This is a genomic window from Solirubrobacter ginsenosidimutans, assembly GCF_027587205.1.
The window spans coordinates 74516-101082 of record NZ_JAPDOD010000004.1; the positions used below are offsets into that span (position 1 = coordinate 74516).

General features: G+C 72.1%; 23 protein-coding genes and 1 pseudogene. 12 read left to right on the plus strand and 12 right to left on the minus strand.

All coding sequences use genetic code 11. The features are described from left to right. The first annotated feature begins 14 nt into the window (after window positions 1-14). The gene (locus tag OM076_RS06940; protein WP_270038766.1) at window positions 15-455 is read left to right on the plus strand and encodes a hypothetical protein; all 441 of its coding nucleotides are present in this window, start codon (window positions 15-17) and stop codon (window positions 453-455) included. 5 nt (window positions 456-460) lie between these two features. Here the strand turns inward: OM076_RS06940 and OM076_RS06945 are convergent, their stop codons facing one another. From OM076_RS06945 to OM076_RS06965, 5 genes are all read right to left on the minus strand, one after another. After that, complete coding sequence (locus OM076_RS06945) at window positions 461-1426, minus strand: hypothetical protein (RefSeq protein WP_270038767.1); 966 nt, start codon at window positions 1424-1426, stop codon at window positions 461-463. Between the two features lie 79 nt (window positions 1427-1505). Beyond that, window positions 1506-2009: a ricin-type beta-trefoil lectin domain protein gene (locus OM076_RS06950; RefSeq protein WP_270038768.1), complete on the minus strand. Its 504-nt coding sequence runs from the start codon at window positions 2007-2009 to the stop codon at window positions 1506-1508. Between the two features lie 178 nt (window positions 2010-2187). Next, window positions 2188-2841 carry a CE1759 family FMN reductase gene (locus tag OM076_RS06955; protein WP_270038769.1) on the minus strand — a complete coding sequence of 218 codons (654 nt, stop codon included), beginning with the start codon at window positions 2839-2841 and terminating at the stop codon, window positions 2188-2190. Then, the gene (locus tag OM076_RS06960) at window positions 2838-3278 is read right to left on the minus strand and encodes a MarR family winged helix-turn-helix transcriptional regulator (protein WP_270038770.1); all 441 of its coding nucleotides are present in this window, start codon (window positions 3276-3278) and stop codon (window positions 2838-2840) included. Before OM076_RS06960 ends, OM076_RS06955 begins: the two co-directional genes overlap by 4 nt. A 5-nt stretch (window positions 3279-3283) precedes the next feature. Beyond that, window positions 3284-4474 carry a CE1758 family FMN-dependent luciferase-like monooxygenase gene (locus tag OM076_RS06965; protein ID WP_270038771.1) on the minus strand — a complete coding sequence of 397 codons (1191 nt, stop codon included), beginning with the start codon at window positions 4472-4474 and terminating at the stop codon, window positions 3284-3286. Between the two features lie 130 nt (window positions 4475-4604). Here OM076_RS06965 and OM076_RS06970 point away from each other — a divergent pair, with 130 nt between their 5' ends. Continuing rightward, complete coding sequence (locus OM076_RS06970; protein ID WP_270038772.1) at window positions 4605-5189, plus strand: hypothetical protein; 585 nt, start codon at window positions 4605-4607, stop codon at window positions 5187-5189. Here the strand turns inward: OM076_RS06970 and OM076_RS06975 are convergent. The 4 genes from OM076_RS06975 to OM076_RS06990 all read right to left on the minus strand — a co-directional run bounded on the left by OM076_RS06975 (window position 5186) and on the right by OM076_RS06990 (window position 12043). After that, a complete protein-coding gene (locus OM076_RS06975) occupies window positions 5186-5599 on the minus strand; it encodes a MarR family winged helix-turn-helix transcriptional regulator (RefSeq protein ID WP_270038773.1) in 414 nt (137 codons plus the stop codon). The genes OM076_RS06970 and OM076_RS06975 overlap by 4 nt on opposite strands. Before the next feature lie 11 nt (window positions 5600-5610). Continuing rightward, entirely contained in the window at window positions 5611-7062 is a 1452-nt protein-coding gene (locus tag OM076_RS06980) for a DHA2 family efflux MFS transporter permease subunit (RefSeq protein ID WP_270038774.1), read from the minus strand. A gap of 42 nt (window positions 7063-7104) precedes the next feature. Beyond that, window positions 7105-9819, minus strand: a complete 2715-nt coding sequence (locus OM076_RS06985; protein ID WP_270038775.1) for a hypothetical protein — start codon at window positions 9817-9819, stop codon at window positions 7105-7107. A gap of 142 nt (window positions 9820-9961) precedes the next feature. Then, window positions 9962-12043: a hypothetical protein gene (locus OM076_RS06990; protein ID WP_270038776.1), complete on the minus strand. Its 2082-nt coding sequence runs from the start codon at window positions 12041-12043 to the stop codon at window positions 9962-9964. Window positions 12044-12504: 461 nt separating this feature from the next. Here OM076_RS06990 and OM076_RS06995 point away from each other — a divergent pair, with 461 nt between their 5' ends. From OM076_RS06995 to OM076_RS07020, 6 genes are read left to right on the plus strand one after another with little or no spacing between them, the layout of a single operon-like run. Further along, the gene (locus OM076_RS06995) at window positions 12505-13203 is read left to right on the plus strand and encodes a hypothetical protein (RefSeq protein ID WP_270038777.1); all 699 of its coding nucleotides are present in this window, start codon (window positions 12505-12507) and stop codon (window positions 13201-13203) included. Window positions 13204-13207: 4 nt separating this feature from the next. Next, window positions 13208-14383 carry a glycosyltransferase gene (locus OM076_RS07000; protein ID WP_270038778.1) on the plus strand — a complete coding sequence of 392 codons (1176 nt, stop codon included), beginning with the start codon at window positions 13208-13210 and terminating at the stop codon, window positions 14381-14383. Beyond that, window positions 14380-15156 carry a glycosyltransferase family 2 protein gene (locus tag OM076_RS07005; RefSeq protein WP_270038779.1) on the plus strand — a complete coding sequence of 259 codons (777 nt, stop codon included), beginning with the start codon at window positions 14380-14382 and terminating at the stop codon, window positions 15154-15156. The genes OM076_RS07000 and OM076_RS07005 overlap by 4 nt, the downstream gene beginning before the upstream one ends. Continuing rightward, window positions 15156-16142, plus strand: a complete 987-nt coding sequence (locus OM076_RS07010; RefSeq protein ID WP_270038780.1) for a glycosyltransferase family protein — start codon at window positions 15156-15158, stop codon at window positions 16140-16142. The genes OM076_RS07005 and OM076_RS07010 overlap by 1 nt, the downstream gene beginning before the upstream one ends. Continuing rightward, on the plus strand, window positions 16139-16918 hold the full coding sequence (locus OM076_RS07015; RefSeq protein ID WP_270038781.1) for a glycosyltransferase family protein: 780 nt from the start codon (window positions 16139-16141) through the stop codon (window positions 16916-16918). The genes OM076_RS07010 and OM076_RS07015 overlap by 4 nt, the downstream gene beginning before the upstream one ends. Continuing rightward, window positions 16915-18063, plus strand: coding sequence for a glycosyltransferase (locus OM076_RS07020; RefSeq protein WP_270038782.1), 1149 nt, complete (start codon window positions 16915-16917; stop codon window positions 18061-18063). Before OM076_RS07015 ends, OM076_RS07020 begins: the two co-directional genes overlap by 4 nt. On the opposite strand, the gene OM076_RS07025 is transcribed toward OM076_RS07020, so the two are convergent. Continuing rightward, window positions 18060-18668 carry a hypothetical protein gene (locus OM076_RS07025; protein ID WP_270038783.1) on the minus strand — a complete coding sequence of 203 codons (609 nt, stop codon included), beginning with the start codon at window positions 18666-18668 and terminating at the stop codon, window positions 18060-18062. The genes OM076_RS07020 and OM076_RS07025 overlap by 4 nt on opposite strands. A 103-nt stretch (window positions 18669-18771) precedes the next feature. On the opposite strand from OM076_RS07025, the gene OM076_RS07030 reads away from it, so the two are divergent. The 4 genes and pseudogenes from OM076_RS07030 (at window position 18772) to groL (ending at window position 24688) form a co-directional block, all read left to right on the plus strand. Beyond that, entirely contained in the window at window positions 18772-19620 is an 849-nt protein-coding gene (locus OM076_RS07030) for a MauE/DoxX family redox-associated membrane protein (RefSeq protein ID WP_270038784.1), read from the plus strand. Beyond that, window positions 19617-21434: a copper resistance CopC/CopD family protein gene (locus OM076_RS07035; RefSeq protein ID WP_270038785.1), complete on the plus strand. Its 1818-nt coding sequence runs from the start codon at window positions 19617-19619 to the stop codon at window positions 21432-21434. The genes OM076_RS07030 and OM076_RS07035 overlap by 4 nt, the downstream gene beginning before the upstream one ends. Then, window positions 21431-22990: pseudogene (gene groEL / locus OM076_RS46770) on the plus strand (chaperonin GroEL); the annotation flags it as partial. The gene OM076_RS07035 and the pseudogene groEL, both read left to right, overlap by 4 nt. Before the next feature lie 72 nt (window positions 22991-23062). Further along, window positions 23063-24688, plus strand: a complete 1626-nt coding sequence (gene groL, locus OM076_RS46775; protein WP_372518008.1) for a chaperonin GroEL — start codon at window positions 23063-23065, stop codon at window positions 24686-24688. On the opposite strand, the gene OM076_RS07045 is transcribed toward groL, so the two are convergent. Continuing rightward, window positions 24689-25348, minus strand: a complete 660-nt coding sequence (locus tag OM076_RS07045; RefSeq protein ID WP_270038787.1) for a response regulator — start codon at window positions 25346-25348, stop codon at window positions 24689-24691. Beyond that, the gene (locus tag OM076_RS45915) at window positions 25336-26493 is read right to left on the minus strand and encodes a sensor histidine kinase (RefSeq protein WP_270038788.1); all 1158 of its coding nucleotides are present in this window, start codon (window positions 26491-26493) and stop codon (window positions 25336-25338) included. The genes OM076_RS07045 and OM076_RS45915 overlap by 13 nt, the downstream gene beginning before the upstream one ends. Window positions 26494-26567: the final 74 nt, after the last annotated feature.

Below are 26567 nucleotides of genomic sequence, written 5' to 3' on the forward strand. Positions count from 1 at the left end.
TTACGGTGCGCGGCGTGGTGCGCGCGATCGAGCAATTCCGGTGGGGAGGCGCCGCGACGCTGGTCGCCGGACTGATCATCACGGGGGCAGGACTGGTGGGCGGCGATCCACGCGCCGATCGGCTCGCGGCCATCTTCGCGAGCGCCGCGTTCGCCGGGTTGGCCAGTGTCATTTGGCGGCTCCTGCGCCGGCTCGCGCGCGCGACGACCGACTCCGCGGACGACGCATCGCCACGACAGCCGGCGGGGCGCATCGCCTTGATCTGCTGTGGCCCGGCGATCCTCGCGTTCGGAGCAGTGGTCTACCCGACCCACCACACTTGGCTGGTCGGCTTGCTCGCTGCCGGCTCCGCTGCGGTTCAACTGGCCTTCGCGACGCGGGTCGCGCGGCTCGAACGCCGGAACGGGGTTCAGGTGTTCGTGCGGAGGAACGGGCGGTTCATCATCGCCCAGTAGGCGGGTCACGCGGTCGCGAAGAGCGGTCCGCGATGGTGGCCGACGAGCAGCGCCACCGCGCCCGCCGCCGCCCACGCGCAGAGGACGGCGAGCGCTCCGGCCGTGTGCGCACCTGACAGGTAGACGTCGTTGCGCACCGCGGTCAGCGCGGCGCCGTTGGGCAGCACCTGCGACACGGCGCGGTAGAAGCCCGGCTCGAACTGCTGCCCGACGCCGCCGCCCGACGAGGTGATCCCGACGAGCATGAAGGTGAGGGCGGCGACGCCGACGCCGGCGTGGCCGATCAGGCGCCCCAGGCCATGCACCGTCAGCGCCACGGCGAGGATCAGCAGCGCGATCACCCCGGCCAGACCCCAGAAGTCGTCCGTCAAGGCCCCGACGATCGTGTCGACCGACAGCGCGACCGCGACTCCGCCGAGCCCCGCCACCAGCAGCAGCGCGACGATCCGCGCGCGCAGCGCGTGCCGCCCGCCGGCGAACGTCAGCAGGACCGCGAAGACCATGCTCGCCATCGTCGTGGCCGTCACGGTGACGAACGGGGAGAGCCCGCGGGCATCGTGTGCCGGCAGCGGCGCGACGTCGACGACCGCCGCCCGCGGATCGAGCGCCTGCAGCGCCTGACCGGTCTTCTGCGCGGCGACGAAGCCCGAGGCCGACGCGACCAGGATGCGGCCGTTCGCGTAGCCGCCGTGCACCGCCTCCGCGCGCAGCGCCTCGCGGGCGGCCGCCTCCGTCGGATACGAGACGGCGGAGAACTGCTGCGGGTCAAGCGTCGCGCGCGCCTGCCGCAACGCCTCCGGCGGACCCACGATTGCCACCTTGACCTGATGCGGCTGCGGATTGTGGAACGCGGCCGCGAACACCGCCGAGAACCCGAACAGCAGGACGAGTCCGATCACCGCGAAGCGCGCCGCGGCGAAATGCGCGGCGCACCCCGCCCAGAAGCCTTCAGATCGGTTCTGGGCGGACATGCGCGACCTCCTCAAGAATGAATTCATCTACGATGACTTTACACCGTTGACTTCCTTAAGGAGAAGGGGCCTGCGGGGTTTACATCCCGAAGTACTCGGCGATCGGGCCGAGGGAGGCCACGAACGAAGCGGGGCGCAGCCGCAGGAGGCCCGTCGAATCCGGGAGCGGAGCCTGCCCCGTCTGCACGCTCACGGGCTGGCCGGCACCGTTGAACTTCACCGGGTTGCGGACGCCCCACAGGTTGCGACTGCCCACCCCGCCGCAGGCGCCGACACGCAGCACCTCGTTGTTGATGGCGGTCGACGGCGTGATCAGGCAGGCGTTGGTCGCCAGGTTGCGGAAGCGGAAGCCGATCGTGCCGAACGGCTCCTTCTCCCACTTCTGGCGGAACGAGGCCGCCTTGGACGGACGCAGTGCGACCGTCCCGTTGGCCAGGACCTCCATCGCGTTCTGGCGCTGCGCGGCGTTGGTCAACTGGGTCGGTGCGGCGTCGGCGCGCGCCGCGGCACCGAAGGCGAGGGCGAGCATGGCGACGAGCGCCGCGAGCAAGAAGCTCGTCGGCAGGTGGCGGAGCGAGGTCATGGCGGGTCTCCTTGGGAGTGGGTTCACCGCCAAAGACGCCCGCCGTCACGCGGCAATCCAGGGGGAACCCCTCGCGTCCCCCCTGCCGGCCGTCAGCCCTTGGTCACACCGCCGCGCCTTCGGGCGCGTCGACGGCCTCGCTGGACCGCGCGACGGCGTCGGGCTCCTCCGCCGCCGTCTATTGGCCGCCCGCGGCGAGCCGCATCAGCGGGGACTCGAAATCCAGGTCGGCCGCGGTGCGCTCCGCGCGGCTGGCGTTGCCGGCGAACTGGTGCTGGTAGCCCGACCACGCCTGGTCGGCGATCTGCTGCTCCACGCCCGCGCGCACCAGCACCGCGAGCTCGGTCGCGGCGCGCTCGATGCGCTGGCCGAGGTCGCCGGTCCCCCAGTCCTCAGGGGCGGCGTAGACCGAGGTCGGGAGCGTCAGCGCGCGCATGTAGGCGAACAGCGGGCGCATCTGGTCGTCGATGACGAGCGCGTGGCGCGCGGCGCCGCCGGTGGCCGCGAGCAGGACCGGCTTAGCGACGAGCAGGTCGTTGTCGAGCACGTCGATGAAGGTCTTGAACAGCCCGCTGATCCCGGCCTTGTAGATCGGGGTGGCGGCGATGATCGCGTCGGCGACCGCGAGCCGGTCGATCGCCTGCTTGAGCACCTCGCCGGGAAAGCCGGCGACGGCTGCCCGCGCGGTGTCGGCGGCCAGCGGTCCGAGCTCGATCACGCTGACCGTCGCGTCGTCGAGGAGATCGAGGCTCTTCTGCGCGAGGCGATCGGTGAGCTGGCGGGTGGACGACGGGTTGCCGGTGCCGGCGCTGATGACGACGAGACGTTTCATGGTGCGGCGCTTTCGGTGAGGGTTTCGCAGAGCGCGCGCAGCTGTTCGAGCTGCTCGACGCTGAAGGCCTGGGTCATGATCTGCGCGACGTGGTGGCCGTGGCGCAGGCCGACGTGGCGCTGGGCGCTCGCGCCGGCCTCGGTGAGGCGGATGCGGGAGGCGCGGCCGTCATCGGGATCGGGCACGCGCTCCAGCAGCCCGGACGTTTCGAGCCGCGCCACGAGGCGCGAGATGCCGCCCTGCGTCAGCAGCGCGTCGCCGCTGAGCTCGGTGATCCGCATGCCCTCCGGCGCCTTCGACAGGGCGTAGAGCACGCCGTACTCGCTCGAGCTGACCCGGTCCCACACGTCGGCGCCGGCGAGCTCCCGGCCCACCGTCGCCTGCGCGCGGAACAGCGCCTCCCACGCCTCGTTCGCGATGCGGGTGCGGCTCGGCATCGTGCTCAGCCCACGAGCGGGAGATCGGCGACGAGCTCCGGATCCGAGTCCTGGTAGGGAGAGGTCCCGGTCACGTTGTCGCCGCGATTGGGGTTCGGGCGCGGCTGGCGCGGCTCGGCGTCGCCGTACTTCGCCCGCACCAGGCTCGCGTGCGTCGGCGCGTCCGGCGCGCCCGCGGCGCGGCGGGACTCCAGCTCCTTGCGCAGCGTCGGCACGACCTCGGTGCCGAGCAACTCGACCTGCTCCAGCGCCTCCTCGAGCGGCAGACCCATCGCGTCCACGACCCACAGCTGGCGCTGATAGTCGCCGAAGCCGTCCTGGAAGGTGAGCGTCTTCTCGATCACCTCCTGCGGGCTGCCGACGGTCAGCGGCGTCCCGTGCATGAAGTCCTCGAGCCGGTAGCTGGTGCCGTAGATCGGCGAGCCCTCGAAGTAGGGACGGAAGCCGCGGACGGCGTCCTGCGAGCGCTTGGCGATGTAGGACTGGCCGCCGAGCCCGACGATCGCCTGCTCCGGGGTGCCGTGGCCGTAGTGGGCGAAGCGCTGGCGATAGAGGTCCACCAGCGGCTTGAAGTGGAAGTTCGGCGCCAGGATGTGGTTGGCGAAGTAGCCGTTGCCGTAGTAGGCGGCCTGCTCGGCGATCTCCGGCGTGCGGATCGCGCCATGCCAGACGAACGGCGGCACGTCATCCAGCGGCCGCGGGATCGAGGTGAAGCCCTGCAGCGCCGTGCGGAAGCTGCCCTCCCAGTCCACGACGTCCTCGCGCCACAGCCGGTGCAGCAGGTTGTAGTTCTCCAGCGCGAGCTCGAGGCCCTTGTGGATGTCCTGGCCGAACCACGGATACACCGGCACGGTGTTGCCCCGGCCGAGCATCAGGTCCAGGCGCCCCTTGGCCAGGTGCTGGAGCATCGCGTAGTCCTCGGCGATCTTCACCGGGTCGTTGGTCGTGATCAGCGTGATCGCGGTGCTCAGGACGATCTGCTCGGTCTGGGCGGCGATGTTCGCCAGCAGCGTCGTGGGCGACGAGGAGAAGAACGGCGGGTTGTGATGCTCGCCGATCGCGAAGACGTCGAGCCCGACTTCATCGGCGCGCCGGGCGATCTGCACGATCGCGGCGATCCGCTCCGCCTCGCTGGGCGTGTACCCCGTGACTGGATTTCGAGTGATGTCGCTGACCGAGAAGATGCCGAATTGCATGTCGTCCGCCTGGTTGGTTGTTCGGACAATCATAGCGCAGATACATGACCAGTCATGCATCTGCGGCGGCGCAAACCTCGGGGTGGTTCCCCGATTGCCGCTGGGTGGCCATGGCGCGAGACTCCGCGCGATGGCTCGCCTCCCGCTCCTCGCTCTCGCCGTCGCGCTGCTCGCCGGTTGCGGGACGCAGGAGCCCGTCACGAAGACCATTCCCGGCGACTTCCTCGGCTACAAGCTGGTGCAGCTACCGCGCGGCTACGGCGTCAGATGCCCCGCGGCGATGCGGGCGCGGCACAGCGGGTCCGGCGACGGCGCGTCGATGGTCGTCAACGAGAGCGGCGTGCAGCTGGTGACCGCGGCGCTGCAGTTCTCCGACGCCGGCGGGGCGCAGCGGGCGTACGCCGCGACGATCAGCCCGCAGACGCGGCAGTGCTATGCCGACGGCTTCGTCGCCGAACTGGTCCGCAAGTACGGCGTGCACGTGCGGCGCGTCGGTACAGGGCCGTCGAAGGTCGCTTCGCAGGTCGGCGACGAGCGCTCGGGCACCCGCGTGAGCGTCGTCGTCGCCGGTCGCCGACGCGATGTCACGGTGTCCGCCGACACGGCCGCGATCCGCATCGGGTCAGAGCTGTCGCTCGATCAGGTCATCGACCTCACCGCCCTCGGCAGCCGGGTCCGAGCGCCGGATCCGCGGCTCGCCGAAGCGGTGTCCTAGACGCTCGCCCGCGCGAGGAGCTGCCGCAGCGTCTCGAGCTCGTCGGGGCTGAGCGCGCTCAGCGCCGGCGGCGGTGTGGCGAGGATGGCGTCGGCCTGTTCGGCGAGCGCCTGACCCTTCGGTGTCGTCTCGACCAGCTTGGCGCGCCGATCCGTGGGATGCGGCCGCCGGCGCACGAACCCCTGCGACTCCAGGTCGTCGATGACCACGGTCGCGTTCGGCGGGTCGATCCCCAGCGCCGTCGCCAGCTCGCGCATGGACATCGGGCGCTTGGCGAGGCGACGGATCGCGCGGGTCCGGCCGAAGCTGATGCCCACGGCGTCGGCGACCTCGCGTCGCCGCTGGTTGTCGAGCACGAGGTCGGACATGAGCAGCCAGACGTCGCGCGCGGTGGCCGATGGGTCATTCATCCGCCCCCAGGCTACGCAACGAGCGCCTCCGGATTCAGCGCGACGGCCGTGCTGCGGGCAGAGGCGCGGGCGCGCGCGCCCGTCGCCACGAGCCCGAGGAGGAAGACGAGGCCACCGCACGCGACGAGCACCCACCAGGCCGCATGACCCGCCGAGACCACGTCGGCCCCGGCGGACCCGCCCGCCTGCGACGCGACGATCGCGCCGACGACGGCGACCCCGAGCGTCTGGCCGAACTGCCGCGACGTCGTGGCCAGCGCCGCGGCCACGCCCGCCTGGGCCCGCGGCATCCCCGAGACGGCGGCGTTGGTGATCGGCGCGTTGACCAGCCCGAAGCCGATGCCGAAGATGACGTAGGCGGCGATCAGGTGCGCGAGCGGGGTCGCGGGCTCGATGCCGATCAGCATCGCGGACGCGATCGTGAGGCAGAAGCCGGACACGAGGAGCGGGATCCGGGGACCGCGACGCCCGACGATCCGGCCCGAGAGCGGCGACGCGATCACGGTCATCAGCGCCATCGGCACGGTCGCCAGGCCGGCGTGCAGCGGGGAGAGGCCGCGCGTGTCCTGCAGGTAGAGCGTGTTGAGGAAGAGGAACCCGCCGAACGCGGAGAAGGCGGCCACCGAGATCGTGATCGAGGACGAGAACGGGATCGAGCGGAAGAACCGCAGGTCGATCAGCGGCTCCTCGCGGCGAGGCTCGTGCCACAGGAGGCCCGCCAGCGCCGCCACCGACGCCGAGAGCGCGCCCACGATCACCGGCGAGGCCCAGCCCTGGCTCGGCGCTTCGATGATGCCGAACGTCAGCGTCGACAGCAACACGATCACCAGCGCCTGCCCGAGCGGGTCGAACCGGCGCGCCCGCGGCGCCCTGGACTCGGGGATGAAGCGCAGCGCGAGGACGATCGCGATCAGCCCGATCGGGACGTTGACGTAGAAGATCGGCCGCCAGCCGATCGCGTCGACCACGATCCCGCCCACGACCGGGCCGAGCGCCATCGACACGCCGAACACGGCGCCCCAGACGCCGACCGCCTGCGCCCGCTCGCGCGGCTCGGTGAACGTGTTGGTGACGATCGACATCGCGACCGGGTTGAGCATCGACCCGCCCACCGCCTGCAGCACGCGGAAGGCCACGAGCAGACCGACACTCGTCGCCAGGCTGCACAGCAGCGACGCGAGCGAGAACACGGCCAGGCCGACGACGAAGATGCGCCGCCGGCCGAACCGGTCCGCGGTCGAGCCCGAGAAGAGCAGCAGGCTCGCCAGCACGACCGTGTAGGCGCTCACCGTCCACTGCAGCCCGGAGATGCCGGCGTCCAGATCGCGCGCGATCGACGGCAGCGCCACGTTGACGACGGTGATGTCGAGGCCGACGACGAACAGGCTCAGGCAGCAGATCAGCAGCACACCCACCTTGCGATTGCGGGTGAGCGACCCGGAGGCATGTAGTTGCTGATCCATAACTATTATGAAATCAAAACTACATGCCTCGTGTCAAGGGGATCAGCGACGAACGACCGTGAACGCGAGGGTCGCCGGGGCCGAGGCGTTGCCCGCTGCGTCGCGGGCGGACACGACGAGGCGGTAGCGACCGGGACGCAGCGGCTTGGAGCCCAGCCGGCCGCTGAGCGCGATGCGGGCGGCGCCGGCGCCGAGGCGACGGGTGAGCGCGCCCGCGGCGACGTAGCGCGTGCAGCGCGCGCGGTGGGCGGTGGCGCGGGAGGCGCGGCGGCAGGCGCGCCCGGTGCGCCTGCCCGGCAGGGCGCGCTCGATCGCGAGACGCGCGGTCGCCGCCTCGCTGAGCGTGAGCCGCAGGGCCGTTCCCTTGGCCGCCGCGCGAGCGGTCAGCGCGGTGGCGCCCTTCGCGACCGCGAACCGCTTCCTCGTGAGTGACACCGCCGAGAGCCGGGGCGCGGTGATGTCACTCGCGGGTGCGGCCGGGACACCCGGATCCGTGCCGCCTCCCGCATCCGTGCCCGGCTCCGCCGTACCTCCGTCAGGCTGCGCCGCCGGCCGCGTGAAGCGCGCGAGGCCCTGGTCGGCGACGGTGCCGATCGCTCCCGGTCCTCCCACCCACACGTGCCGCCCGGCCACCGCGATCATGCCCGGGATCCCGGTCGCGCGCGGATTCCAGGGCAGCGGAGCGCCCGTCGCCGGGTCGACCTCGGCGAGTGAGGTCCGGTCAGTGGCTCCCGCCAGCCCGTAGAACGAGCCGCCGATCAGCAGCGAGCCCGACGCGGTCTGCGCCAGCACGCCGCCGGAGTTGGTCAGCGGGTGCGGGTCGAACGGCCGTGCGATCCCGTCGAGGCCGACGGCCGCGAACCCGTTGCGCTTCCCGCCGCCGAGGCTGGTGAAGCTCCCCGCCACATAGACGTCGTCCGCCAGCGGCAGCAGGTCGTAGATCCCGCCGACGGGCATCACGACCTCGAAGGCGGTCGCGACACCGGCGTCGAGCGTCAGCGCCGCGATCGAGCGGCGGGCGAGCTGCGGCGACTGCGCGCCGATGTGCCCGAAGACGCCGCTGACGTAGAGGACCGAGCGGTCGGGCGCGAACGCCATGCGCCCGACCCACTGGTCCGGCGCGGGCCGCCAGGCGGTCGGATCGCCGGTGGTCGTCGACACCGCGGCCAGGTGCGGACGGCTGACCGCCGCCGACTGCCCGAGCGTGGCGAAGGTCCCGGCCACGTACAGCGTCGCGTGATCGGGCGTGAGCAGCAGGTCGTAGACGTCACCGTCCGGCTTGGGCTCGAACGAGCTGGGCGTACCGGTGACCGCCGAGAGCGCGGCGAGATGCGCGCGTCCCACCCCGTTCACGTGCAGGAAGCTGCCCCCGGCAAACAGGGTGTCGCCGTCCGCCAGCAGCCGGGCGACGCTGCCGTCAGTGTCGGCGCGCCACGGCGTCGGCCGGCCGTTCTCCCCCAGCGCCGCGAGGTTGCGACGCTGCACGCCCCCGAAGGAGGCCATCGAGCCGCCCGCGACGATCCCCGCCGGCGTCGCGGCCAGCGCCGACACGTCACCGCCCGCGCTCGGATCCCAGGCGGTCGCCGCACCGGTCGCGGGATCGACGGCCGCGAGGTCGCTCCGCGGCTGCCCGCCGAGCGTCGTGAACGACCCGCCGACGTAGACCGCTCCCCCCGACACCAGCAGGCTCGACACGCGAGCGGTGCTCAGGCCGTTCAACGTGCCGCTGGGCGCCGGATCCCACGCCGTCGCGCTCGCGTCACCGATAGCGACCGCCGCCACGCCGGCTCGCGGCGCGCCCGCGCCCTTCCCCGCGTGGGTGAAGTAGCCCGCGAAGTAGATCGCCGAACCCGTCGCGGCGAGCGACCACACGCTGCCGTCGGGCGCGGGCAGCCAGGTCGGATCGGGCTGATCGCTGAACAGCGAGTACCGGCGCAGGTATGCACCGGCGGAAGCCCCGAGCTTGCCGAATTGCCCACCGACGTACAGGTGCGGTCCCTGGACGGCGAGCGCTTCGACGGTGCCGTCAGGCTCGGCGCCCGCGATGCCGGACAGGAGCTGACCCTGGGCGTTCAGCAGCGCGAGGTTCTGCCGGGCGCCGCCGCCGGCGTGGTCGAACTCGCCGCCCGCGTAGAGCAACGTGCCGTCGACCGCGAGCGCGTTGACGCTCGCGACATCCCCGCTTTCGGCGAACACGGGCGCGAAGGGCAGCAGGTGTCCGTCGGCCGCATCGACCGCCGCGAGCGCCGTGCGCACCGCCGCGCCCGCGTGGAGGAAGTCGCCGCCGACGTAGAGCGATTGCCCCGACAGCGCGAGCGCGCGCACGCCCTGAGTGAAGGCGCCGCCGCCGCCCGAGAACGCGGGCGGGTGAAACGCCGGGTCGATGCTTCCGTCCGCGAGCACGTGCAGCAGGTTCGACGCCGTCTTCGTGCCCACGACCTGGAGCTGCCCGCCCAGATAGACGCCTCCGGCGCCGTCGGAGATCGCGACGCGGACCTGGCCTCGCACCGGTCCCAGCGGCGTGGCGTGCCCGGCCCCGTCGAGTGACACCGCGGCACCGGTCGGTGGGCCGATGTAGCTGAAGGTGCCCCCGAGGTAGGTGGTCTCCCCTACCGTGGCGATCGTCCGGACCGGGCCGTCGGTCGTCCACACCTCGGCGTCAGGCGTATCGGGGAGCGGCGTTTCGGCCGCGGCGATGGACGGTGCCGCGAGCGCGAGCAGCGCGGCGGCGAGGAGGGCTCTGGCACGTGGGGGCATGCCCCAGACCCTCGCGGCCGGCCGTACCCGCCGCCAATGAGCTGCCCCGTCTGACCGGTGTCGCTTTCGCGCCCCGATCTGGCGGTCAACCGACGCGGGGCCCGGCATCAGCCGGGCCCCGCGGGTCAGCGATCGATGCGGACTAGCCGGCGGCGGCGGTCAGCGGACCGTCGTGCGGGTAGACCGTGCCGGTCTTCCAGGCGGTCGGCAGCTCGGCCGCGTCGCCCTTCGTGCGCTTGTAGGTCTCGCTGGGCGAGAAGCCGTTGGCGCCGTCGTAGTTGCGGACGTTGAGGTTGCCGCCCGTGCCGAGCACTGCGATCCAGTACTTGGTGTTCTTGGCGAGCTTGACGGAACCGATGTCCACCGTCTCCCACCCGCCGGCGCGGTTGCGGCTGATCCGCACCTCACCGGTGGCCAGGAGCAGGTCCGGATGGTTGTGGTAGTTCGTGTAGATGCCGGCGACGAGCCAGTTCGCGGTCGTGCCTTCCTCGACGTAGACCTGGAGCGAGTCGACGGTGCCGCCCGTGTCGCCCGTCTGCGCGCGGTAGGCCTCGGGGAGACCGGCCGTGAGCGTCGAGGAGCCCGAGCCGAGCGTGCGAGTGCCGAGCAGCGGCTTCGCCGAGACGGCGATGGCGTTGGTGATCTGCGAGGACGCGCTGTCCTGGGTGCTCTTCGGGTTCAGCGCCGTGACCTGGCAGCTGATCGAGTGTCCGACGTCATCCTGCGTGAGCGTGTACGTCGGCTCGTCGTCGGTGTGGCACGGCCCGTCCTCCGGGCCGATCGGCGCGCCGTTGTAGCTCGCCAGCGGCGCACCGTCGCGCAGCCAGACGTAGTTGAAGTTGCGCGCCTTCTCGGAGAAGCGCGACCACACGCCGAGGTCGGTGACCTCGACCGTGTCGCCGACCTCGGACCCACCCGAGAGCTTCGGCGGGCACGCGGGACCGGGGGCCCCGGACGTCTCCGGCGGGCGCTGGCCGATGGCCGTCACGCCGATCGCCGCCCATTCCGCGTCGCTCGTGGGGAACACGAACGGCTTGCGGACGAGCGTGCGGTCCAGCTCGAGCTTGTCGAACATGTCCGACACCTGGACGTACAGCTTCTTGTAGTACGCGCTGCTGGTGACCGTGCCGCTCTGGCCATCGCGCTCGTAGAGGTACTCGTGGCGTTCCGGGCGGCGCAGCCGCTCGAAGATCGCCTGGAACGGCACCGTGTCCTGGCTGGGGTCGTACGGCACCGCGCCGAACGGGTACGCGGCCGCGCCCGGGCCGTTGTTGTCGCCGACGTTGGCGACCTGCGTGCCCTGATCGTTCGGGCCGAGGTCCTTCACGTGGAAGGTGGCGACGCGGTCCTGCCAGCGCTCGATGACGTCCGGCGCCATCAGGCGGTTCTTGCCCTGGCCCGGGTTCGGATCGCCGGCGCCCTGGAGCCCGATGCTCGGGCCGCCGCCGGACATCCACAGGCCGTCGAGCAGCCAGCAGAGGTCAGACTGCGCGTACGAGTACTGGAAGTCCAGCTCGGTGTACGCGACGGCGGAGATGTAGTTGTTGTCGTACTTGGTGCCGGTGCCGGTGATCCACTTGCCCTGCTCGGAGTGGAAGTGGCGGTAGTACCGCGCGCACGGGCGACCCGCGACCGGGTTGCCGTTGAACAGGCCCGACGTGAACGCCGGGTTGGCGCCGAGGACGCCGCTGCCGTCACCGGTCTGGAACGCCTTGCCCCAGCTGTTCATGGTGGCGCAGCTCGCCTGCCAGGCGGAGATCGTGGTCGGCGTGGTGATCGCCGTACCCGCGCCCGGGACGCTCGGCCAACCACTGCCGGCGCCGAGCTGGTTGCAGTTCCAGCCGTTCATCTTCGTGATGGCGGAACCGAGGTTCGCGGCGCTCGAAGCGTTCGGGCCGTCGTGGGTGCCCACGATGCGGAACCCGTACTGCTTCGCGTAGGACCCGAAGGTGGCCCAACCCGCCGGGTTGGTGCCGAGGTTCACGCCGTCGACCACGGGGTACTGCCCCGCGAACTCCCACGCGTTGATGTTCAGGTCCTTCATGAACGCGATGTGCTGAAGGAACAGGTCCTTCGTGTTCCACGCGGTGGCCGGCAGCGTGTACAGGATCGAGCCGCGACGGATCTTCGGCAGCTCCATCGGGTGCTCGAGGCACACGTCCCCACTGGCCTTGGCGCCCTTGGCTTGAACCTTGCCTCCGGCAGCGCCGGAAAGCGGTCCCAATGCACCGGCAGCGGCTCCCGTAGCCGCAGCTCCTGCGGCAGCAGCCAGGAAACCGCGTCGATCCAGACGGCCTCCTGAGTGTTTCTCCTTCACCTGCTCCTCCTCCACTGGCGGGGATCCGGGCGGCCATCGCCCCCCGGGGGAAAGACTTTGCGACACAACTCACAGACCCAACTCCCCGACTTCTACCGCACCGAAGACGCAAAAGCTAGTCCCCCACCCGGCAAAAGTGAGCGACTAATAAATTCGGCGCGTTGACCTTGACCGCTTCCGCTGGGAAAGCCACAATCGCCGTCGAACCCTGGAGGAGGGCGAAGGTGGTCTGGATCTTCACTCGTAAGGGCGCCATCCGTGATGGCCTGTTGGCGCTGGGCGCCGTAGCTGCGCTCGCTTGGCCGAGTGTGGTTGCCGCGGCCGACCCACCGGTCGTCACGAGGGCGCCGGATATCACTGGCACGCCGATGGTCGGCGAAACGCTGCACGCCGTCAACGGCGCGTACTCGGGCAGCGCCGACGCGGCGACCGGTTTCACGTGGCTGCGCTGCCCTGACACCGACTTCGAAGACTGCGTAACGATCCCGCGCGCGACCACGGACGCGTACGAGGTCCAGAACGCGGACGCGGGCAGCATGATCCGCGTGACGATGTGGGCGGCGGAGGGCGACGACTCCAGCTACAAGGCCTCGGATCCGACCGCGGTCGTGAAGACCAGCTCGGGCGACACGCCCGCTCCGCCGGCGACGCCTGGCGGCCCGAGCTTCGATGTCACTCCCACCGCGAGCAAGCCCGGCCCGGCGCTCCCGGCCGGCTCCAAGCGGATCAAGCCCAAGCCGGTGGTCCGGATCGTCGGCAAGTACACCTCGACCGGCGCGCGCATCACGACGTTCACGGTCAAGGCGCCGAAGGGCGCGACGACGACGCTGGCCTGCAGCAAGGGCACCTGCCCCGTGCGCAAGCAGACCGTCAAGGGCGGCCACACGTCGCACCTGGCGAAATTCGAGCGCACGCTGAAGGCCGGGACGCACATCCAGCTGACGATCGCGCGCAAGGGCTATGTCAGTGAGGTAACCATCGTGACGATTCGCCGTGGGCACGCGCCGCAGCGGAGCGACAGCTGCCTGTTGCCGGGGCGCACGAAGCGCCAGAAGTGCCCCGCGTAGGGGTGTGAAGGTCCTGCTGCACAGCAACGCGCCCTGGAGCCCGTCGGGATACGGGCAACAGGTCGCGTTGTTCGCGCCGCGGCTCGCAGGCCGCGTCGAGTTGTCGCTGAGCGCGTTCCACGGCCTTCAGGGCGGCCGCTTGCGCTGGCATGACATCGACGTGCTGCCCAGCGTCGGCGGCACCTACGGCGACGAGAGCATCCTCGGGCACGCGGAGTCGGTGTTCGGCGCGCTGCGCGGGGGCCTGGTCCTCACGCTGCTCGACGTCCCGGCGCTGGACCCGCAGCTCTGGCGCGCGCTGGACGTCGCGTGCTGGCTGCCGGTCGACCACGATCCGGCACCGCCGTCGGTCGGCGCGTTCCTTGCCCAGACCGCCGCGATCCCGATCGCGATGTCACGGTTCGGACAGGATCGCCTCGCGGGCTTCGACCCGCTGTATGTGCCGCACGGAATCGACACGACGCTGTTTCACGCGCGCGAGGGCGCGCGCGAGCGCGTTGGCCTGCCGGCGTCCGCGTTCGTGGTCGGCGCCGTGGCGATGAACAAGGGCGTCCCGTCGCGCAAGTCGCTGCCGCAGATCGTCGAGGCGTTCGCCGCCTTCCGCGCCCGTCATGGCGAAGCCCTGCTGTACCTGCACACCGAGGTCACCGGCCACTACAACGAGGGCTACGACCTGCGGCCGCTGCTGGCCGCGTTCGGGCTCGGCGAGGATGCGGTCGTGCTGGCCGATCAGTACCACTACCGCTTCGACCCGCTCCCCGCCGAGCACCTGGTCGACCTCTACAGCTCGTTCGACGTGCTGCTGAATCCCGCGATGGGCGAGGGCTTCGGGCTGCCGATCCTCGAGGCCCAGGCATGTGGCGTGCCGGCGATCGTCACCGACTTCACCGCGATGAGCGAGGTCTGCGGCGCCGGCTGGAAGGTCGGCTACGACCGCGTGCGCACGCCGATGCGCTCGTGGCAGGCGTGGCCCAAGGTCGACGAGCTCGTCGACTCGCTGGAGGCGTGTTACGCGCTCCCGGAGGCGGATCGCCGTGCCCTCGGCGCGCGTGCCCGCGAGCACGCGCTGCACTACGACGTCGACACCGTGTTCGAGCGCGACTGGCTGCCGGCGCTGGACGCGATCGAGCAGCGGATCGCCGACCGCGCCCCGATCCGGATCCCCGCGAGGGCTGCATGAAACCGCTCGTCGTGATCCCGAACTACATGTCGCACGAGGCCGACATGGAGATCCTCGGCGAGTGCGTGCAGTCGATCCGGCGCACGGTGTCCGACACGGTCGACGTGCTGATCATCGACGATTGCTCACCGGCGCCGTGGCTGGTCGACGTCTTCGAGGAGCGCTACGAGCGGGCGGGCTTCGAGCTGGTGCGCTCCGAGACCAACGAGGGGTTCTCGCGAACCGTCAACGTCGGGCTGCAGCGGGCGCTGGCGGAGGGGCGCGAGGCGATCCTGATGAACGCCGACATCGTGATGCTCACGCCCGGCTGGCTGAACCGCTGCCGGCGCGCCGCGTCGTCGCCCACGCTCGTCGGCGCCCGCCTGCTCTACCCGAACGGGCTGATCCAGCACGCCGGGCTGTACTTCTCGCTGATCGCGAACGTCTTCGAGCACCGCTTCCGCTACGCGCCCGGCAACCTGCCCGAGGCCAACGTCCAGACCGTCTGCCCGGTCACCGGCGCCTTCCAGTACATCCCCGCCGAGGTGCTCCAGCGCGTCGGCCCGTATGACCCCGAGTTCCGGATGGGCTACGAGGACGTCGACTACTGCCTGCGCGTCTTCCAGGCAGGCTTCCGCTGCCTCTATGAGCCGGCGATCACGGCGATCCACCACGAGTCGCTGTTCCGCTCGCGGCCGGACGAGAAGCTGCAGCGCTGGCACGACCAGAGCCTCGAGATCCTGCGTCGCAAGTGGGCGCACCTCCCCGTCGCCGAACTCGCCGGCGGGCTGTGATGGACGCGCTGTTCGTAGGTCAGACGGCCGACGCGAGTTGCTATCACCGCGTGATGCTGCCGGCGCAGGCGCTCGGCTGCGACTGGTGCGGGCTCGACGCCCCACCGCCGCTGTCGGTGGTCGGGCGCGGGAGTGTGCGCGGGCAGGACGGGCTGCCCGCGTTCGACAGCTATGACGTGCTGGTCGTGCAGACGCCGGCGCAGGACGGCTGGCTCGACGTGATCGCACGCGCGCAGGCGTCCGGGACGCGGGTGTTCTATGACATCGACTACGACCTGCACGCGTTCGGCCAAGCCCCTGAGGCGCTGGCGCTGGTCGAGTCGCTGATCGAGCTCTGCGACGGTGTCATCTGCGCGACCGAGCAGATCGCCGAGCGCTACGGCGCGTTCAACGCCAACACGCACGTCTGCGAGAGCGGGATCGACCTCGCGGCCTACACGCTCACCCGCCCGCCGCACGACACGGTCAACATCGGCTGGTCCGGGCGGACGCTGCAATACGACGAGATGCGCGTGTGGCTGGCGCAGGTGGCGGGCGTCCTGCGTGCGCGGTCGGTCGCCAACTTCGTCAGCATCGGCGAGCCCTACGGCGAGGTCCTGTCCGAGTCGGGCGCGGTGGCGCCGGAACGCTGCCTCTCGATCCCCTTGGTGCTGCCGGATCAGCTCCCGGCGGCGATGAGCGTCTTCGACATCGTCTTCGACCCCTTGGGCAAGGCGGCCTGGCGGCGCGCGCGCAGCCCGCTGCGCTGGCTGGAGGCGGCGGCGTGGGGCATGCCGTTCGTCGGCGATCCGCGGCTGCACTCCTCGCTGGAGCCGGGCGTCACCGGCTTTCACGCGCGCACGCCGGACGAGCTGGGGCAGGTCCTACTGCGGCTGGTCGACGACCCCGCGATGCGCGCCGAGGTGGGTGCGCGGGCGCGCCGCGCGGTCGAGGAGCGCCACTCGATGGCCATGCTCGCCCCGCGCTGGCGGGAGGCGCTGGCATGAAGGTGGCATGGCTGGCCGACACGGTCGAGTTCGCCGGTGGGGCCGAGCTGACGCAGGCGGAGTTCCGGGCCGCGGCGCCTTCGGGGATCGAGGTCGTCGAGTGCCCGCCCGGCGCGCTGGACGCGCTCGCCGCGTGCGATGTCGCCTGCGTGCACAACACGGTCAGCTATCCGGCCGAGACCGTTGACGCGCTCGCGGGCAAGCCTGTCCTGCGCTACTGGCATGACCTCGCGTGGCCCGACAGCGCGGCGCACACCACGCTGCTGCGCTGGGCGCTTTCGCACGCGACCAACGTGTTCACCTCGCCACTGCATCGCGCGCGCTTTCCGCACACGGTCCCGGAGGGCTCGAGGCTGATCCCGCCCGCGATCGGGCTCGGACGCTACGGCGCGAGCGCCGGCCGCAAGCGGGTGCGCGGGGCGTGCTGGCTGGGCTCCGGCCAGCATGCGGGCAAGGGGCTGTTGCAGGCGTGCGAGTGGGCCGAGGCCAACGAGCCGGTCGACTTCTGGGGGCACGTGGCGGTCCCCGAGACCGCGCGCGTCCGCGTCAAGGGCCCGGTCCCGCACGACCACGTGGGGACGATCCTGCGGCTCTACCGGCGCTTCGTCTTCCTTCCCACCCACCCCGAGCCGTTCGGGCGCGCGGTGGTCGAGGCGTGGGCGGCGGGCTGCGAGCTGATCGTCAACCGCAACGTCGGCGCGCTGGCGTGGCTCGAGAAACCTGAGGCGATCGAGTCAGCTTCGCGGGACTTCTGGCGACTGGTGGAGGACCTATGAAGATCCTCCTGCACAGCAACGCGCCCTGGTCGGCGTCGGGCTACGGCCAGCAGGCGGCGATGTTCGCGCCGCGCCTGGCGGACATCCACGAGGTCGGCATCAGCGCCTTCCAGGGGCTCACGGGCTCGCCGTTCGACTTCGGCGCGCTGCGGGTCTACCCCGGCAGCGGCGCGGGCTGGGGCAACGAGATCCTGCGCCCCCACGCCGAGCGCCATTTCGGGCCCTCGCCAGGCCTCGTGATCACGCTGGTGGACGTCTTCGTGCTCGAGCCGTCGGCGTTCGCGGGGCTCAACGTCGCCTGCTGGACGCCGGTCGACCACGACCCGGCGCCGCCGGCCGTTCCGGCGTTCTTCAAGGCCACCGGCGCGGTGCCGATCGCGATGAGCCGCTTCGGGTCCGATCGCCTGAGCGAGCTCGACCCGCTCTACATCCCACACGGCGTCGCGACCGACGTCTTCACGCCGCAGGACCGGGGTGCGGCGCGCGCCGCCGCGCGCCTGCCCGCCGACGCGTTCGTGGTCGGGATCGTCGCGGTCAACAAGGGCGCGCCGTCGCGGAAGTCGCTGGCCGAGATGATCGAGGCGTTCGCGATCTTCCGTCAGCGCCACGACGACGCGATCCTCTACCTGCACACCGAGCTCTCCGGCATGCAGTCCGGCACGCACCTGCCGTCGCTGATCGAGGACCTCGGGATCGACGAGCGATCCGTGATCGTCGTCGACCAGTACCGCTACCTGTACGAGCCGTTCGCGCCGGAGGACATGGCGGCGACCTACGCCACGTTCGACGTGCTGTTCAACGCCTCCATGGGCGAGGGGTTCGGGCTCACCGTGCTCGAGGCGCAGGCCTGCGGCGTGCCCGCGATCGTGACCGACTTCACGGCGATGCGCGAGGTGTGCGGCGCGGGCTGGAAGGTCGGCTACGAGCGCTATTGGAGCGACCAGTCGTCATGGCAGGCGCGCCCGCGTCTCGAGGAGCTCGTGGAGAGCCTGGAGGCGTGTTACGCGCAGAGCGCGGCCGAGCGCTCGGCGCTCGCCGCCCAGGCGCGCGAGCACGCCCTCCCCTACGACGCCGACCGCGTGCTGGAGGAGTACTGGGCGCCCGCGCTCAGCGCGCTGGCGCGGCGCTTCCCGGGGATCGGCTAGCCATGTCCTGGCTTGCCATTCACCTGGGGGACCGGCGGGAGCCGCAGCTTGGCGATCGCGCCCTTGGCGGTATGGATCACGAGATCGAGCGGCTGCGCTTTGGTCGTGTTCGACGTGACTCCGTAGAGCAGCAGCCCGCCCGGGAACTGGCCGGAAGCCGCGGCGCTGCCCGGTGCGGGGATCACGCCCTTGGCCGGCACCGACGCGCCGAGCTTGAAGCTGTACGGGCTCTCGGTGGCCTTGTTCTGCTCGACCAGCTCCGGGTTCTTGCTCGGCTCGAGCAGGAAGCCGGGCGCGCTGCCCATGGCGCGGCCGGTCGGGTTGTAGACCCGCAGGAACACGCCGAGGAAGGCGTTGCCCTTGGGCGGACGCTGCAGGTTGGTCAGGTACGGCGCGGCCGACGGGCTGTCGAAATCGAGCAGGCGGACGTCGGTGACGTTGTAGATGAGCCCCTCGACGCCGATCTGCAGCCCCTGGATCGGCGGCAGCGCGGGGGCGGGCGTCGCCGCCGCGGACGCGTTCTTGCCGGAGGGCGTCTCATCCCCGCCGCCGGCGATCACCACGGTCAGAACGACCCCGGCGATCAGGGGGATGAGCACCAACATGAGACGAAACCCGTAGCGCATCCATGCGAAAGCTACCGCACTTTGAACGAAGTTGGTAGGTTCCGAACGTCCCGGAGAGACGATGTCGCAGTGGTCTGAATCCTTGTCCGCGTCCGCATCCGGCCTGGCCGTCTGGCCGGGCGTGTTCCTGCTGGCCGGGGGCGTGGCGAAGGCGCGCGAAGTGCGCGACGACGCGGTCGACGGTGGGACGTTGCTGTTCCGTGCGGTCGGGCGTTCGGTGCCGCCGCGCCCGGCGTGGGCGGCCGTCGCGGGCGCGGAACTCGTGGTCGGCGGCCTCGTGCTCGCGGGGGTCGCACGGCCCTACCCGCAGCTCGCCGGCGGTACGGGACTGGCCGCGGCGGGCGCGCTCGCCGCGTGGGGCGTCCGCAACGCGCCCGATGCCGGCTGTGGCTGCTTCGGCGCGCGCTCTGAGCCCGTCAGCCCGCGGACCGCGGTGCGCGCGGGTGTGCTGTCGGCGCTGGCGCTCGCCGCCGCGACCGGCGGCGGCGCGTGGACGAACGCGTTCCGGCGCCCTGCCGCCGGCCGGCGAGGCGGAGCCGCTTCGTTGCCGCGTGCCGCCGCCGCGGCGGTCGTGCTCGGCGCCGGGGCCGCGCTCGCCGCGACCACGCCGGAGCTTCGTCCCCGCCACGCCCGGGCGCGCGCCCACGACCTCGTCTGCGCCCACCGGCCGGCCCCGCCCAGGCGCACGCTCGAGCGGCTGCGCCAGAGCAACCTGTTCAGCGACGCCCGCCCCTACCTCGCCGCGGACGCGCCGAGCGAGCAGTGGCGCGACGGCTGCTGGCGCTACGTCTCCTACCCCGCCAACTACGAGGGCGAAGCGGCGACCGCCGTGTTCGCGCTCTATCTCGGCAAGAGCCGCAACGCGGACGGCGTGGCCTTCGTGGCCGAGGACGAGCAGCGGGTCATCGGCCAGATCAAGGGGCGCAAGTGAAGCGGCTTCCGGTCATCGTCCTCGCCGTCCTGCTCATCTGGGCTCCGCAGGCGCAGGCACACGCCAAGCTCGACCGCGCGGTCCCCGCCGACGGGGCCCACCTCCGGAAGGGGCCGGGCAGCATCGCGTTCTACTTCAACGAGGTCATCGAGGCGAACTTCGGGGCCCTGCGCGTGTTCGACGCCGGCGGCAACGAGGTCGAGACCGGGTCGGTCTTCCGCCCCGAAGGCAACGACGAAGCCCTGGCGATCGCGCTCAAGCCGAACCTGCCCGAGGGCACGTACACCGCGACCTACCGGATCATCTCCGCCGACTCGCACCCGGTCGCCGGTTCCACGACGTTCTCGGTCGGCAATCCGGCGGCGGGGGCGGTCGCGGGCAAGCGGGTCCTGCCGCCGCCGCAGATCACGTCCGGGAAGGTGACCTCGACCGCGTTCTGGGCTGATCGCTGGATCGGCTTCCTCGCGCTCGGCCTTGCGCTCGGCGTCCCGTTCTTCGTCGTCTGGAGCTGGTGGCGCACGCTGGCCGCCGAGGCGGGCGGCGGCGAGGAGTGGTTGCAGGCCTCCGCCGGGTTCGACCGGCGGGCACGCCTGCTGACCGCCGGCGCGGTGGTCGCGGGCACGCTCGCGACGGCCGTCGCGTTGCCGCTGGAGGCGGCGAGCGCCGGCGGGACGACCTTCTGGGCGGCGCTGAACTCGGACACGCTGGACGAGGTCCTCAACACCCGCTTCGGCTCGCTGATGACCCTGCGGCTCGCCGCGTGGCTGTTGCTCGGCGTGCTGCTGGCGGCGATCACCGCCCGCGGGCGGACCGCCGTCATGCGGCCGGCGTCGCTCGGCGCCACCGGCCTCGCGCCGCGGCGGCCGGTCAGCCCGGAGCTGGCGGCGCTGCTGCTGCTCCCTGCGGGCTCGCTGCTCGTCTCCCCCGCGCTCTCCGGCCACGCCCGCACGCAGAGCAGCGCCTGGCTGCTGCTGCCGTCGGACGTCATCCACGTCAGCGCGATGTGCGTCTGGCTCGGGGGCCTGGCGGCGCTCGCCATCGCGCTCCCGGCGGCGCTCGCGCCGCTGGAGCCGAGCGCGCGGGCACGGGTCGCGCTCGGTGCGCTGGGCCGCTTCTCGCCGCTCGCGCTCGCCTCCGTGATCGCGCTCGCGATCACCGGCACGGTGCAGGCGATCGTCGAGGTCGGCGGCTTCCCGGCGCTGGTGGACACCGGCTACGGCCGGGCCGTCGTGATCAAGGTGGTGCTCCTGCTCGCGCTGATCGGGCTCGGCGCCGCGAATCGCCAGCGCCTGCTCCCCGCACTGGAGCGCGCGGTGGCCGCCGGCGTGGAGCCGAGCCGCGTCGCGGACTGGCTGCGGCGCAACGTCCGTGTCGAGGTCGCCGTCATCTGCCTCGTGCTCGCCGTGACCGCGGCGCTGGTCGCCTACGCGCCCGCGAACGAGCGCAACAGCCAGGCCGCGGCGGCGACCGTGGTCCGCTCCACCGGAGCCCCGTCGGCCGGCCGCGTGACGATCGGCCCGGTGCTCGTCCGTTACACCGTCGACCCCGGACGGGTCGGCCCGAATCACATCAACCTATTCGTACGCAATCCGGACGGCGGCGCATCGACGCGCGCCAAGGAGGTGCGGGTCGCCATGAGCCTCCCGTCGTTGGGCATCGCGCCACTGAAGCCCACGGTCGAGTCGCTCGGCGGGGGCCATTTCGTGGTCTCCGGCGCGCCGCTTCGCCTGGCCGGGACCTGGAGCATCGAGGTCACCGTCCGCACGTCGGAGTTCGACGAGAACAGCGCCACGATCAAGGTGCCGATCGGATGAGCGCCAAGGACCTGCGCTACAACGCCGAGGCGCGCGCCTCGCTGCTGGCCGGGATCGACGCCGTCGCCGACGCCGTCAAGGTCACGCTCGGCCCCAAGGGTCGCAACGTGATGCTGGCGCTCGGCACCGGCGACGTCGTCGTCACCAACGACGGCGTCACGATCGCAGGAGAGATCGAGCTCGGGCCGCTGTTCGAGCGTCAAGGCGCGCGCCTGGTCAAGGAGGTCGCGAGCGAGACCAACAACGTCGCGGGCGACGGGACGACGACCGCGACGCTGCTCGCGCAGGCGATCGTCCGGCACGGGCTGCGCAACGTCGCCGCCGGGGCGGATCCCCTCTCGTTGCGCCGTGGGATCGAGCTCGCCGTCGAGCAGGTCACCGCGCACCTGCGCGACGTGCAGGCCGTGCCGGTGACGTCGCGTGAGCTGATCGCCCGCGTCGCGGGCATCTCGGCCGGGGAGACGGAGGTCGGCGAGCTGATCGGCGACGCGTTCGCCGAGGCGGGCAATGACGCGGTGGTGCGGGTCGAGTTCCGCGACCTGCCGGGCGTCGAGCTCGAGTTCGTCGAAGGCATGACACTTCCCGGCGGGGCGGTCTCGCCGTACCTCTTCGACGAGGGCTCGTCGACGGCGGTGCTCGAGGAGCCGTACATCCTGATCTCGGGGGACCGGCTGCTGACCGCGCAGGACGTCCTGCCGCTGTTGGAGCAGGTCATCCCGACCGGCCGGCCGCTGCTGATCCTCGCCGAGCACATCGAGGGCGAGGCGCTCGGCACGCTGGTGCTCAACAAGAACCAGGGCGCGCTGAGCGTGGTCGCCGTGCCGACGCCGGAGTTCGTGCAGGAACAGCGCGCGCGCCTGCACGAGGACATCGCGGTCCTCACCGGCGGGCTGCCGGTGACGACGCAGCTGGGCGTGTCGCTGCACGCGATCCGGCTGAGCCAGCTGGGCCAGGCGGAGCGGGTGATCGTCGACGGGCAGTCGACGACGATCGTCGGCGGCCGAGGCAGCGACGAGGCGGTCGCGGCGCGGGTCGAGCGCATCCGCTCCGAGCTTGCCAACGGCGAAGCGCTCAACGAGTTCGAGGTCGACAAGCTGCGCGAGCGGATGGCGCGGCTCGGCGGCCGCGTCGCCGCGATCCGGGTCGGTGCCGACACCGAGCCCGAGCTGATCGAGCGCCGCCATCGCACCGAGGACGCCGTGCGGGCGACCCGCGCCGCGCTCACCGAGGGCGTCGTCGCGGGCGGCGGCGCCGCCCTGCTGCACGCGCGTGCGGCGATCGACGCCGGCGACCGCGAGGCGGACGTGGCGACCGGCGCCGAGATCGTGCGCCGCGCGCTGGAGGAGCCGCTGCGCCAGATCGCGATCAACGCCGGGCTGGAGCCGTCGTCAGCGGTTGCCGCGGTCTCGATGCTCGGCGTCCGCGAAGGCCTGGACGCGGCGACCGGGGACTACGGCGACCTGTTCGAGGCGGGCGTGATCGACCCGGTGATGGTCACGCGCGTCGCGCTCGCGAACGCCGCCTCGATCGCCAAGAACGTGCTCACGACCGAATGCGTCGTCACGGAGCCCGGCTTCGGCGACCTGACGACGCTCGCGCGCGCGGTCAACGACCACTCGAACACCGTCGTGCACCGCCCGCCGCGCGAGCTGCGCTACGGCGCCGAGGCGCGCGCGACGCTGCAGGCCGGGGTCGACCGGATCGCCGACGCGATCAAGGTCACGCTGGGCCCACATGGCCGCAACGTGCTCGTGGTCGACGAGGAAGGGCGGCTGACGATCACCAACGACGGCGCGACGATCGCCGCCGGGATCGACCTCGGGGCCGTCTTCGAGCGCTCAGGGGCGCGGCTCGTCCGGCAGGTCGCCGCGGCCACCAACGAGGTCGCCGGCGACGGCACGACGACGGCGACCGTGCTCGCCCAGGCGCTGGTGCGTCACGGGCTGCGCAACGTCGCCGCCGGCGCGCACCCGCTCGCCCTGCGGCGCGGCATCGAGCTCGCCGTCGGCCAGGTCGTCGCCCACCTGCGCGACGTCCAGGCGGTGCAGCTCACCGATCGTGACCAGACCGCGCGCGTGGCCGCGATCTCCTCCGGCGACCCGGCGATCGGCGCGATGATCGCCGACGCGATCGACGCGGTCGGCAACGACGGCCGGCTCTCGATCCAGGACGGTCAGACCCTGCACCTCGAGCTGGAGGTGAGCGAAGGAGCCCGGATGGACTGCGGGCTGATCTCCGGCGACATGGCGACCGACGGGAACGGGTCCGAGGCGGTGCTCGACTACCCGTACATCCTGATCGCCGACAGCAAGATCGACCTCGCGATGGACCTCATGCCGGTCCTCGACCTCGTCGCCCCGACCGGCAATCCGCTGCTGATCATCGCCGACATGATCGAGGGCGAGGCGGTGCGGACGCTGGTCCGCAACAACCTGCGCGGGTCGATCAAGTCGGTCGCCGTGGTCGCGCCCGAGTACGGCGAGCGGCGCTCGCGCGTGCTCGAGGATCTCGCCCTGCTGACCGGCGGCATGCCGATCGCCGCCGACCTCGGGCTCAGCCTCCAGACCATCCAGCTCGCCCACCTCGGGCGGGCGCGCAGGGTCGTCGTGAACAAGCTCACGACGACGATCATCGAAGGCCAGGGCAACCCGGTCGGCATCGAGATGCGGATCGAGCAGATCCGGCGCGAGATGGAGGAGCGCGGAACGACGCACTTCGACAAGGGCAAGCTCGGCGAGCGCATGGCACGGCTCGTCGGCGGCGTCGCGATCATCAAGGTCGGCGCCGCGACCGAGACCGAGATGCACGAGCGCCGGCACCGCGTCGAGGACGCCGTGCAGGCCGCCCGCGCGGCGCGGACCGAGGGCATCGTCGCCGGCGGCGGCGCCGCGCTGATCCACGCCCGCGCCGCGATCGACGCCTCCGGGCAGGACGAGGACGTCGTGACCGGCGCCGAGATCGTGCGCCGCGCGCTCGAGGAGCCGCTGCGCCAGATCGCGCGCAACTCCGGCCTGGAGCCGTCGACGGCCGTGACCGCGGTCGGTGCGCTCGGGCTGCGCGAAGGGCTCGACGCGTCGACCGGCGTCTACGGCGACCTGTTCGACGCGGGCGTGTTCGACCCGGTGATGGTCACTCGCTGCGCGCTGCTGAACGCCGCCTCGATCGCCAAGACGATCCTGACGACGGAGTGCATCATCTCCGGCCCGGCGGCGATGAGCGCGAAGGGGGCCGAGAAGGCCGGGCTCGCGGCGTAGCTACGCCTCGCCGGCGTCGTGGGCGAGCAGCGCGATCTGGACGCGGTTGTTGAACTCGAGCTTCGAGAGCAGCCGTGAGACGTGCGCCTTGACGGTCGCGACGCTCATGTAGAGCTCGCGGCTGATCTCGGCGTTGGACTTGCCGAGACCGACCGCGACGGCGACCTCGCGTTCGCGGTCGGTGAGCTGGGCGAGCAGTTCGCGGGCGCGCCGCTGCCGGTCGCTGAAGCCGTCCGCGGTCACCTGACCGATGAGCCGGCGGGTGACCGCGGGCGAGAGCATCGGATCCCCGGCCGCGACCGCGAGCACGGCGCGGACGAGGTCCGCGGGCGGCGTGTCCTTGAGCAGGAACCCGCTCGCGCCGGCGCGCAGGGCGCGGACGACGTCGTCGCCGGCCTCGAACGTGGTGAGGACGATCACCTCGGGCGGGTCGGGCCTTGCCCGCAGGAGCTCGGTCGCGGCGAGGCCGTCCATCCCGGGCATCCGGATGTCCATCAGCACGACGTCGGGCCGGTGCTCGGCCACGGCGTGAGGAACCTCGGTGCCGTCGCCCGCCTCGCCGACGATCGTGATCTCCTCCACTCCCGCGAGCAGCATCGCCAGCCCGGCTCGCACGAGCGCGTCGTCGTCGACGACGAGCACGCGGATCACGCCGGCCATGGAAGCCAGGCGTGGACGCGGAACTCGCCGTCCTCGTCGAGCCCGTGCTCCAGGCTGCCGCCGGAGAGCGTCGCGCGTTCGGCGAGGCCGACGAGACCGGCCCCAGCGCCGGGGATCACGCTTCCACCGCCCGCCAGGACCGGCGCGGGGTTGCGGACCTCGATCGTCAGGCCCTCCCCCTGCGCGCCCTCGACCCGCAGCTCGACCGGCGCCGCCGTCGCGTGCTTGCGCGCGTTGGTCAGCGCTTCCTGCACGATCCGCAGCGCGTGACGCCCGACGGCGTCCGGGACGCTTGACGGATCGTCGAGGAGCACTTCGGCGTGCAGGCGCATGCCGGCCGCGCGGGACTCTTCCAGCAGCGCCGGGAGCGATGCGAGCGTCGGCTGCGGCGGCTGCGGGGACTCGCCGTCGTGCTGGTCGCGCAGCACGCCGATGACGGCCCGCAGGTCCTCGAGTGCCTGGTGCGCGCTGGCCCGGATCACCGCGGCGGCGCGCGCAATCTCCTCGGCGGGAGCGCCGGGGCGGAACTCGAGCGCGCCCGCGTGCAGGCTCAGCAGCGAGATCCGGTGGGCGAGCACGTCGTGCATCTCGCGCGCGATGCGCGTGCGCTCGGCGTAGCGGGCCTGTTCGAGCAGCAGTTGCTGCTCGGCCGCGGCGCGGCGGGCGCGCTCGCGCAGCGTCTGCCGGCGCGCCCGCATGAACATGCCCGACGCGACGATCGCCGTGTACGCGAAGAAGCAGACGGCGTAGTGCAGCGCGTTCGGGACCGTGTCGCCGATCTGGACGGTGCGGTAGATCGGCAGCACCGCGAGCTGCAGCGCGAAGACGAGGCCCACGAGCTGCCAGCGGCGGCGCGCAGCGACGGTGTAGAGCGCGACCATCGCCGGGAAGAACCCGAAGGACGAGAAGGCGGCGATCGGGACCCCCGCGAGCGCGACTCCCAGCGGCCAGCGCCGCCGGCCCCACAGGGCGAGGAGGAGTCCCGCGCCGGCGATCACGTCGAGGATCAGCAGCGGCCCGTCCAGCCCGCGGTCGATCTGCTCCGCGAGTGCCGCGGCGCTGGCCACAGCCGTCGCCAGGAAAAGCGCGCTGTCGACGATCCAGTCGCGCCGCGTCCGGCGCGTGGGCGTCTCCTCTTCGAGCACGCGTCCAGGTTATGCCCCACGGGGCTCCTTGAACACCCGACCGAAGTCGATCGCACCATCGACCTTCGGCGGCC